This window comes from Comamonas sp., from assembly GCF_036666375.1.
Taxonomy (GTDB): Bacteria; Pseudomonadota; Gammaproteobacteria; order Burkholderiales; family Burkholderiaceae_C; genus Comamonas.
In genome coordinates this window covers 18,120-27,392 of record NZ_JAVWWA010000065.1, presented here as the reverse complement: position 1 = coordinate 27,392, position 9,273 = coordinate 18,120, and the positions used below count along the sequence as shown (strand labels likewise).

Below are 9,273 nucleotides of genomic sequence, written 5' to 3'. Positions count from 1 at the left end.
CCAACTTCATCCTGTCCGAAATGCGCGACAAGGGCCTGGACTTCGACGTGGTGCTCAAGGAAGCCCAGCGCCTGGGTTACGCCGAAGCCGACCCGACCTTCGACATCGAAGGCGTGGACGCGGCGCACAAGGTCACGCTGATGAGCGCGATCGCGTTCGGCATTCCCGTGCAGTTCGAGAAGGCCTACATCGAAGGCATCACGGGCCTGGCCGCGGCCGACATCCGCTACGCCGAGCAGCTGGGCTACCGCATCAAGCTGCTGGGCATCACCAAGCGCACCGACAAGGGCATCGAACTGCGCGTCCATCCCTCGCTGGTGCCGTCCAAGCGCCTGATCGCCAATGTCGAAGGCGCGATGAATGCCGTGGTGGTGCATGGCGACGCCGTCGGCACCACGCTGTACTACGGCAAGGGCGCGGGCTCCGAGCCCACGGCCAGCGCCGTGATCGCCGACCTGGTCGACATCGCGCGCCTGGCCGATGCCGACGCCGCGCACCGCGTGCCGCCGCTGGCCTTCCAGTCGAACACGCTCGAAGGCGCGATGAGCAGCCTGCCCGTGCTGCCGATGAGCGAAGTCGTGACCAGCTACTACCTGCGCCTGCGCGTGTCCGACGAAGCCGGCGTGCTGGCCAAGGTCACGGGCATCCTGGCCGGCGCGGGCATCAGCATCGATGCCGTGCTGCAGCGCGAAGCCGACGAAATCGGCGGCGAGGGCTCGACCCAGACCGACCTGATCATTCTCACGCACGATACGCGCGAAGGCGACATGGACGCCGCCCTGGTGCAGATCCAGGCGCTGCCCACCGTGCTGGCTCCTATCAACCGCATCCGCAAGGAAGAGCTGAACTGAAAGCCCCGCCATGCTGTACCTTTCCACCCGTGGTCACCCCGAACGCAAGCGTTTTTGCGACATCCTGCTTGAAGGCCTGGCGCCCGACGGCGGCCTCTATCTGCCCGAGAGCTATCCGCAGATCGACGACGCCCAGCTGAGCGAGCTGCGCCGCGTCTACCACGAGCAAGGCTATGCCGAGCTCGCCTTCCGCATCCTGTCGCTGTACATCGACGACATTCCGGCCGACGACCTGCGCGCGCTGTGCGCCAAGACCTATACGGCCGAAGTCTTCGGCACGGGCGAGATCGTTCCGCTGCGCCATGTCGAGGACGGCCTGTGGCTCGAAGCCCTGTCCAACGGCCCGACGCTGGCCTTCAAGGACATGGCCATGCAGCTGCTGGGCAACCTGTTCGAATACGAACTCGCGCGCCGCGGCGAAACGCTCAACATCCTGGGCGCGACCAGCGGCGACACCGGCAGCGCGGCCGAGTACGCGATGCGCGGCAAGAAGGGTGTGCGCGTCTTCATGACCAGCCCGCACGGCCGCATGAGCCCGTTCCAGCAGGCGCAGATGTTCAGCCTGCAGGACGAGAACATCCACAACATCGCCATCGACGGCGTGTTCGACGACTGCCAGGACATCGTCAAGGCGGTCTCCAACGACCACGCGTTCAAGGCGCGCTACAAGATCGGCACGGTCAACTCGATCAACTGGGCGCGGCTGCTGGCCCAGGTGGTGTACTACTTCGCGGGCTACCTGCAGGCCACCGAGAGCAACGACCAGAAGGTCAGCTTCTGCGTGCCCAGCGGCAACTTCGGCAATGTCTGCGCGGGCCATGTGGCGCGCCAGATGGGCCTGCCCATCGAGAAGCTCGTGGTCGCGACCAACGAGAACGACGTGCTCGACGAGTTCTTCCGCACGGGCATCTACCGCGTGCGCGGCAGCGCCAATACGTACGAGACATCGAGCCCGTCGATGGACATCAGCAAGGCCAGCAATTTCGAGCGCTTCGTGTTCGACCTGCTGGGCCGCGACGGCGAGCGCACGCGCCAGCTGTTCAATGAAGGCGTGGCACGCGACGGCTTCTTCGATCTGAGCGCCGACCCGCTGTTCGCCGAAGCGGCCGGCCGCTACGGCTTCGTCAGCGGCAAGAGCACGCATGCCGACCGCCTGGCGACGATCCGCGATGTCGCCGAGCGCTTCGGCATGGTGATCGACACCCACACCGCCGACGGCGTCAAGGTGGCGCGCGACCAGCACTCCACGGTGCCGATGATCGTGCTCGAGACCGCTTTGCCGATCAAGTTTGCCGAGACCATCCAGGAAGCGCTGGGCCGCCTGCCCGACCGTCCGGCGAAGTTCGTCGGCATCGAAGACCTGCCCAAGCGCGTGCAGCGCATGCCGGCCGACGTCGAGCAGGTGAAAGCTTACATCGCACAACACTGCGACGCCGCCTGATGCCAATGCGCAGCGGGAGCCGGCCATGAAAGTGGTCGGCTTTGCCGGCTATTCCGGCGCGGGCAAGACCACGCTGGTGGAGCAGGTCATAGCGCGCCTGCGCGCGCGCGCACTGCGCGTGTCGGTGGTCAAGCATGCCCACCACCGCTTCGACATCGACCAGCCGGGCAAGGACAGCTGGCGCCATCGCCAGGCCGGGGCGTTCGAGGTGCTCGTGGTCTCGGACCAGCGCCTGGCGCTGATGCGCGAGTTCGAAGCGCCCGCCGCGCTCGATATCCACGCCATGCTTGCCGAGCTCGATGTGGGCGTCGACTGGGTGCTGGTCGAAGGCTTCAAGCATGGCGACCTGCCCAAGATCGAGGTCTGGCGCGCGCCTGCGGCAGGCGAGCCCGAGCGGCCGCTGCGCTGCACCGAGGACGCCGGCGTGCTCGCGCTGGCGACCGACGATCCCGCACAGCTGCCGGTCACGCTGCCAGCGCGGCTGACCCTGCTGGATCTGAACCGGCCCGATGCCGTCGCCGACTGGCTGATTGCCGCAGGCGCGCGCTTCGAATACCGTTCCCTGAATGAAAGCTGATATGCGCGATTCCCTGACTTCCCTTGATTCCGCGCTGGCCGCCGTGCTGGCGCAGGCGCGCACGCTGGATGGCAGCGAGCAGGTCAGCACCTTCGATGCCGACGGCCGCGTGCTGCTGGCGCAGGCGGTGTCGCCGCTGCAGGTGCCGCCGCACGACAACAGCGCGATGGACGGCTATGCGCTGCGCAGCGCCGATGTGGCGGCTGCCGGCACGCTGCTGCCGGTGTCGCAGCGCATTGCCGCGGGCCAGATGGGCCAGGCGCTCGCACCCGCGTCCGCGGCGCGCATCTTCACCGGCGCGCCGCTGCCCGAAGGCGCGGATGCGGTGGTGATGCAGGAAGACTGCGAAGTACAGGCCGACGGCAGCGTGCGCGTCAACGCCCAGCCCCGCGCCGGCCAATGGGTGCGGCGCGCGGGCGACGACATCGTGCGCGGCGCCGTCGTGCTGGAAGCCGGCACGCGGCTCACGCCGGCCGAGCTGGGCCTGGCGGCCAGCATCGGGCTGGCGCAGCTGGAAGTCGCGCGCCGCCCGCGCGTGGCGCTGTTTTCCACGGGCGACGAGCTGGTGATGCCCGGCAGCGTGCGCCCCGAGGACATGCCGCCGGGCGCGATCTACAACAGCAACCGCTTCTTTCTGCGCGCGATGCTGCAGCGCCTGGGCTGCGAAGTCACCGACCTGGGCATTGTTCCCGACCAGCGCGAGGCCACCGTCAACGCGCTGCGCGAGGCGGCCAGCGCGCATGACCTGATCCTGACCAGCGGCGGCGTGTCGGTGGGCGAGGAAGACCATATCAAGCCCGCGGTCGAGCAACTCGGCGAGCTGGGGCTGTGGAAGATTGCGATCAAGCCCGGCAAGCCGTTTGCCTATGGCCGCCTGGGCCCGCAGAACGCCACGCATTTCATGGGCTTGCCGGGCAATCCGGTGTCGAGCTTCGTGACTTTCCTGCTGCTGGTGCGGCCCTTTGTGCTGCGCCTGCAGGGCGTGGCCGATGTCGCGCCGCGCAGCATTGCGGCGCGCGCCGATTTCGACTGGCCGCGCGGCGACCGCCGGCGCGAGTTCCTGCGCGTGCGCTACAACGAAGCCGGCGGCCTGGAGCTGTTCCGCAACCAGACCTCCAACCTGCTGACGTCGGCGGCCTGGGGCGACGGCGTGGTCGACAACCCGCCCGAGAATGCAATTGCGCGCGGCGATACGGTGCGCTTCCTGTCCTTTGCGGAGCTGCTGGCATGACAACCCCGATCACGGTCACCGTGCGCTACTTCGCCTCGATACGCGAGGCGCTGGGCAGCAGCGAAAGCTGCTCCACGAGCGCCGCGACGCTGGGCGCGCTGCGTGATGAACTGATTGCGCGCGGCGGCGCCAGCGCCCAGGTGCTGGCGCGCCACAAGGCGGTGCGCATGGCGCACAACCAGGTGCTGAGCGACGAGTCCGCGCCCTTGGCGGCGGGCGATGAAGTCGCGTTCTTTCCCCCCGTGACCGGAGGCTGAGAATGGCCAAGGAAACTTCCGCGCCGCTGTCCGTCAGCGAGCGCACGCGCGCCGCGCTGGCCGAGGCCAAGGCGCGCGGCGTGGTGCTGGGCAGCGCCGGCACGCGCAATCTGCAGGCCACGCTGGAAAAACGCACGGCCTCGGCCGATGAATTCGCGCGCCTGCAGCAGCCGGTGTTTGCCGAGTTCCAGGCGCGCGGCCTGACGCACCGCGAAATGGCGGCCGAACTCAACCGCCGCGGCATTGCTGCCGCGCGCGGCGGCGAATGGACGCATGGGCAGGTGCAGCGGATGTTGAACAGGCTGGCATCCCAGGCCTGAGGGCAGGCCGTTCAGGCCTGCGCCGCCGCGCCGCCTTCCGGCGCGCTCAGCGCCGGGCATTTCCATTCCAGCAGCTCCGCCAGCCGCTGCACCACCCAGCCGGCTTCGGCGGCGCTCAGCAGGCTTTCGTCGGCGCGCAGCGCGGCATGCATGCCCAGCAGCACGCCGGCTTCGGACGGCGCTTCGCGGTGATAGAGGATCTGCGCCTGCTCCACCAGATGGCTGGCCAGGTCTTCGCAGAATTCATAGCGCGCCAGCACTTCGGCCAGCGCAGTGCGCACCCGGCCGCTGCGGTCGGCGTAGAGCGCCGCAAAGCTGGGCGCGACGGTCAGTTGGTTGCCTTCGGACATGGCTCAATCGGGCGTGAAGTTTTTTTCGAAGTGGATGGCGTCATCGACCTGCTCGAAGGTCGCGAGCTGCCCCATCTTCATGTCCTTGAGCCGGCAGGCGGCAAACAAACTGTACTTGCCCTTGAAGCCGTAGCTCGGCAGATCGATCAGTTCGTAGGGGTAGGGCACGAAGACTTCGAACTCGAAGACCACGCGGTGTTCATTGCGCGGCGACGGGAAAAGCTTGTAGTGGCTGGTGGTGATTGCGAGAGAGGCCATGGTCTGAAGGTTACAGTGCGGGTCAATGCTAACGAAAATGGCATTGCCGTTTTGACTATGAGAGGGCGCCATGGCGCACAACAAGAATGAATGGGCCAACAAAGTGTTTGGCCTGATACGCGCCGGCAATGCCGGCGCAGCTTCCGCACAGATCAAGGTGGCGCCCACCGTGGGCGATCTCCAGCGTCTGCAGGCCCTGGTGGTCGGCCTGCCGAACACCAAGGAGAACCGCCAGCTGGCCACCGTGGTGGAAGAGGAACTGGCGCTATTGTCGGCCCCGCGGCTGCACCGTGCGCCATGAAGGATATGGCGGTTGACGTGCCTGCGGTGCATATCGCCGTGCAGCCCCAGGATTTCGACGCCAGCGCCGAGCTGGCGGCGCTGCGTGCGCAGGATGCGCGCGTGGGCGCGGTCTGCTGCTTTGTCGGCTGCGTGCGCGACCGCAACGACGGCGACGCCGTGGCTTCAATGGAGCTGGAGCACTATCCCGGCATGACCGAGCAGTCGATCGCGGTCATCGTCGACCAGGCGATCGCGCGCTTCGGCATTTTCGGCGCGCGCGTGATCCACCGCGTGGGCCTGCTGCAGCCGCTGGACCAGATCGTGCTCGTGGCCGTGAGCGCGGCCCACCGCGGCGCGTCGTTCGAGGCCTGCGAGTTCATCATGGACTATCTCAAGACCCAGGCGCCGTTCTGGAAAAAGGAGCAGACGCCCCAGGGCGCGCGCTGGGTCGACGCGCGCAGCGCCGACGATGCCGCGCTCGCGCGCTGGAACCGCGACGCGGTCTGAGTGCTGGCGCGGCAGGGGGTTCGGGCCCTTGTCTGTCAACCGGACGCGTCTTTTCTGGGTTGAAATAGTGGGATTCCGCCCCACCTGTGGAGCAATTCGGAGGTATTTCACCCATGCGTATTGACAAACTGACGACAAAATTCCAAGAAGCCCTGTCTGAAGCCCAGACGCTTGCGCTGGGCAACGACCATTCCAATATCGACCCCTTGCACCTGCTGCTGGCCTTGCTGCAGCAGGACGACGGCCCGCGATCGCTGCTGCAGCGTGCCGGCGCCAATGTGAGCGCGCTGCAGGCCGCGACGCAAAAAGCCGTCGACGACCTGCCCAAGGTGCAGGTCCAGGACCAGGTGCAGGTCGGCTCCGACCTGGGCCGGCTGCTGCAGGCAACCGAAAAGGAAGCGCTCAAGCGCGGTGACCAGTTCATCGCCAGCGAACTGTTCCTGCTCGCGCTCAGCGACAGCCCGACGCGTGCCGGCCAATTGCTCAAGCAGCACGGTCTGTCGCGCAAGAGCCTCGAGTCGGCGATTGAAGCCGTGCGCGGCGGCAACAGCGTGGACAACGCCGAAGCCGAAGGCCAGCGCGAAGCCCTGAAGAAATACACGTTCGACCTGACCGAGCGCGCGCGCAGCGGCAAGCTCGATCCGGTGATAGGCCGCGACGAGGAAATCCGCCGCGCCATCCAGGTGCTGCAGCGGCGCACCAAGAACAACCCCGTGCTGATCGGCGAGCCCGGCGTGGGCAAGACCGCGATCGTCGAAGGCCTGGCCCAGCGCATCCTGGCCGGCGAAGTGCCCGAGAGCCTCAAGAACAAGCGCGTGCTGTCGCTCGACATGGCGGGCCTGCTCGCGGGCGCGAAGTACCGCGGTGATTTCGAGGAACGCCTCAAGGCCGTGCTCAAGGAACTGGGCCAGGAAGAAGGCCGGGTCATCCTGTTCATCGATGAAATCCACACCATGGTCGGCGCCGGCAAGGCCGATGGCGCAATGGATGCGGGCAACATGCTCAAGCCCGCGCTGGCGCGCGGCGAGCTGCACTGCATTGGCGCGACCACGCTCGATGAATACCGCAAGTACATCGAGAAGGACGCGGCGCTCGAGCGGCGCTTCCAGAAGGTGCTGGTCAACGAGCCCAGCGTCGAGGACACGATCGCCATCCTGCGCGGACTGCAGGTCAAGTATGAAGCCCACCATGGCGTGGATATCACCGACCCGGCGATCGTCGCCGCGGCCGAGCTGAGCCATCGCTACATCACCGACCGCTTCCTGCCCGACAAGGCCATCGACCTGATCGACGAGGCCGCGGCCAAGATCAAGATCGAGATCGATTCCAAGCCCGAAGTGCTCGACCGGCTCGACCGGCGCATGATCCAGCTCAAGATCGAGCGCGAGGCGATGAAGAAGGAAAAGGACGAGGCGTCGCAAAAGCGCCTGTCGCTGATCGAGGAAGAGCTGGGCAACCTGGAGCGCGAGTACGCCGATCTGGAAGACATCTGGAAAAGCGAGAAGGCCAGCGCCCAGGGATCGGAGCAGATCCGCAAGGACGTGGACCAGATCCGCATCCAGATCGAGGAGCTCAAGCGCAAGGGCGATTTCAACAAGGTCGCCGAGCTGCAATACGGCAAGCTGCCCGCGCTCGAGCAGCAGCTCAAGGAAGCCCAGGACCATGAGGATGGCGTGGGTGCGAGCGGCGCGCCCGCGCACCGCCTGCTGCGCACGCAGGTCGGTGCCGAGGAAATCGCCGAAGTCGTGAGCCGCGCCACGGGCATTCCCGTGGCCAAGATGATGCAGGGCGAGAAGGACAAGCTGCTGAAGATGGAAGACAAGCTGCACGAGCGCGTGGTCGGCCAGGAAGAGGCGATTGCCGCCGTGGCCAACGCCATCCGGCGCTCGCGTTCGGGCCTGTCCGATCCCAACCGTCCTACCGGTTCGTTCCTGTTCCTGGGCCCCACGGGCGTGGGCAAGACCGAGCTGTGCAAGGCGCTTGCGGGCTTCCTGTTCGACAGCGAGGACCATCTGATCCGCGTCGACATGAGCGAATTCATGGAGAAGCATTCGGTCGCGCGGCTGATAGGCGCGCCACCGGGCTATGTGGGCTACGAGGAAGGCGGCTACCTGACGGAAGCCGTGCGCCGCAAGCCCTACAGCGTGCTGCTGCTCGATGAGGTCGAGAAGGCCCATCCCGACGTGTTCAACGTGCTGCTGCAGGTGCTCGACGATGGCCGCCTCACGGACGGTCAGGGACGCACCGTGGATTTCAAGAACACCGTGATCGTGATGACCAGCAATATCGGCTCGCCGCTGATCCAGGCCATGGTCGGCGAGGACACGAACGACATCAAGGAAGCGGTGTGGGGGGAACTAAAAAACCATTTCCGACCCGAATTCTTGAACCGCATCGACGAAACCGTGGTGTTCCATGCGCTGGATGCGAAAAATATCGCGTCGATCGCACGGATACAGCTCAAGCTGCTCGAACAGCGTCTGGCGAAAATGGACCTCACGCTCGAGGTCTCGCCCCAGGCCGTGGACGAGCTGGCCAAGGTCGGTTTCGATCCGGTGTTCGGTGCGCGTCCGCTCAAGAGGGCGATACAGCAGCGCATCGAGAACCCGCTGTCGCGCTTGCTGCTCGAAGGGCGTTTCCCGCCCAAGAGCGTGATCGCGGTGCAGGTCGATCCGGTGCTCGAGCCGGGCGTGTTCCAATTTACATTGGCTGAACCGGAGTAAACCTCCTGGTCGGCGAGAAAGGGGCCTCACTTTGAATGACTTCATGACTCTGGTGGTCCGCTGGTCGGTGCGCATTTTTCTGCTCATCGCCGCGACTGTGTTCTTCCTCAGCCTGTTGGCTGCGGCCAGCTTGCTGGCGCTGGTCTGGGGCGCGCGTGCGCTCTGGGCCAAGCTCACCGGTCGGCCGGTCACGCCATGGGTCATGGGTGTCAATCCGGGTGCGGCCTGGAGCACCGTCTACCGTTCGCGCACCGTATGGACCGGCGCGGGCGCTGCGGCGCCCGCGCCGGAAAGTGCGGCGGACAGTCTGCGCCATCGCGGTGGAATCCTGCGCGGCAACGAGGAAATCGTTGACGTGCAGCCGCGCGAGATCCGTGAACATTGAGTAGCCCGCACGGTTCGTGCGGGTCGCTTTCCACAGCCCCTGAAGCCGGCGCCGCCCCACGGGGGTGCCTGGCGCAGGGGTCCCGCGGCGG

12 protein-coding genes are annotated in these 9,273 nt (G+C 66.5%); 10 read left to right on the top strand and 2 right to left on the bottom strand.

All coding sequences use genetic code 11. From position 1 onward, the window contains the following. The 6 genes from RR928_RS15780 to RR928_RS15755 form a co-directional block, all read left to right on the top strand. The coding region (locus RR928_RS15780; protein WP_332683243.1) for a homoserine dehydrogenase at positions 1–851 on the top strand (851 nt) is incomplete at its 5' end. A gap of 10 nt (positions 852–861) precedes the next feature. Continuing rightward, positions 862–2,292, top strand: coding sequence for a threonine synthase (gene thrC / locus RR928_RS15775; protein ID WP_332548554.1), 1,431 nt, complete (start codon positions 862–864; stop codon positions 2,290–2,292). A gap of 25 nt (positions 2,293–2,317) precedes the next feature. Further along, positions 2,318–2,869: a molybdopterin-guanine dinucleotide biosynthesis protein B gene (mobB, locus tag RR928_RS15770; RefSeq protein WP_332683241.1), complete on the top strand. Its 552-nt coding sequence runs from the start codon at positions 2,318–2,320 to the stop codon at positions 2,867–2,869. 1 nt (position 2,870) lies between these two features. Then, a complete protein-coding gene (locus RR928_RS15765; protein WP_332548552.1) occupies positions 2,871–4,100 on the top strand; it encodes a molybdopterin molybdotransferase MoeA in 1,230 nt (409 codons plus the stop codon). Beyond that, on the top strand, positions 4,097–4,357 hold the full coding sequence (gene moaD / locus RR928_RS15760) for a molybdopterin converting factor subunit 1 (protein ID WP_332683239.1): 261 nt from the start codon (positions 4,097–4,099) through the stop codon (positions 4,355–4,357). Before RR928_RS15765 ends, moaD begins: the two co-directional genes overlap by 4 nt. A 2-nt stretch (positions 4,358–4,359) precedes the next feature. Next, positions 4,360–4,677 (top strand): recombinase family protein, encoded by a 318-nt coding sequence (locus tag RR928_RS15755; RefSeq protein ID WP_332537299.1) that lies wholly within the window; start codon positions 4,360–4,362, stop codon positions 4,675–4,677. Between the two features lie 11 nt (positions 4,678–4,688). Here RR928_RS15755 and RR928_RS15750 read toward each other — a convergent pair whose 3' ends face one another. Next, the gene (locus tag RR928_RS15750; RefSeq protein WP_332537301.1) at positions 4,689–5,027 is read right to left on the bottom strand and encodes a hypothetical protein; all 339 of its coding nucleotides are present in this window, start codon (positions 5,025–5,027) and stop codon (positions 4,689–4,691) included. A 3-nt stretch (positions 5,028–5,030) separates the two neighbouring features. Next, positions 5,031–5,285: a hypothetical protein gene (locus RR928_RS15745; protein ID WP_332537302.1), complete on the bottom strand. Its 255-nt coding sequence runs from the start codon at positions 5,283–5,285 to the stop codon at positions 5,031–5,033. A 70-nt stretch (positions 5,286–5,355) separates the two neighbouring features. On the opposite strand from RR928_RS15745, the gene RR928_RS15740 reads away from it, so the two are divergent. The 4 genes from RR928_RS15740 to RR928_RS15725 all read left to right on the top strand — a co-directional run bounded on the left by RR928_RS15740 (position 5,356) and on the right by RR928_RS15725 (position 9,182). Next, positions 5,356–5,586, top strand: a complete 231-nt coding sequence (locus RR928_RS15740) for a hypothetical protein (protein WP_332537303.1) — start codon at positions 5,356–5,358, stop codon at positions 5,584–5,586. Positions 5,587–5,591: 5 nt separating this feature from the next. Further along, positions 5,592–6,074, top strand: coding sequence for a molybdenum cofactor biosynthesis protein MoaE (locus tag RR928_RS15735; RefSeq protein ID WP_332537304.1), 483 nt, complete (start codon positions 5,592–5,594; stop codon positions 6,072–6,074). A gap of 113 nt (positions 6,075–6,187) precedes the next feature. Further along, positions 6,188–8,797 (top strand): ATP-dependent chaperone ClpB, encoded by a 2,610-nt coding sequence (gene clpB / locus RR928_RS15730; protein ID WP_332537306.1) that lies wholly within the window; start codon positions 6,188–6,190, stop codon positions 8,795–8,797. A gap of 43 nt (positions 8,798–8,840) precedes the next feature. Next, positions 8,841–9,182 carry a hypothetical protein gene (locus RR928_RS15725; RefSeq protein ID WP_332537308.1) on the top strand — a complete coding sequence of 114 codons (342 nt, stop codon included), beginning with the start codon at positions 8,841–8,843 and terminating at the stop codon, positions 9,180–9,182. Positions 9,183–9,273 lie beyond the last annotated feature (91 nt).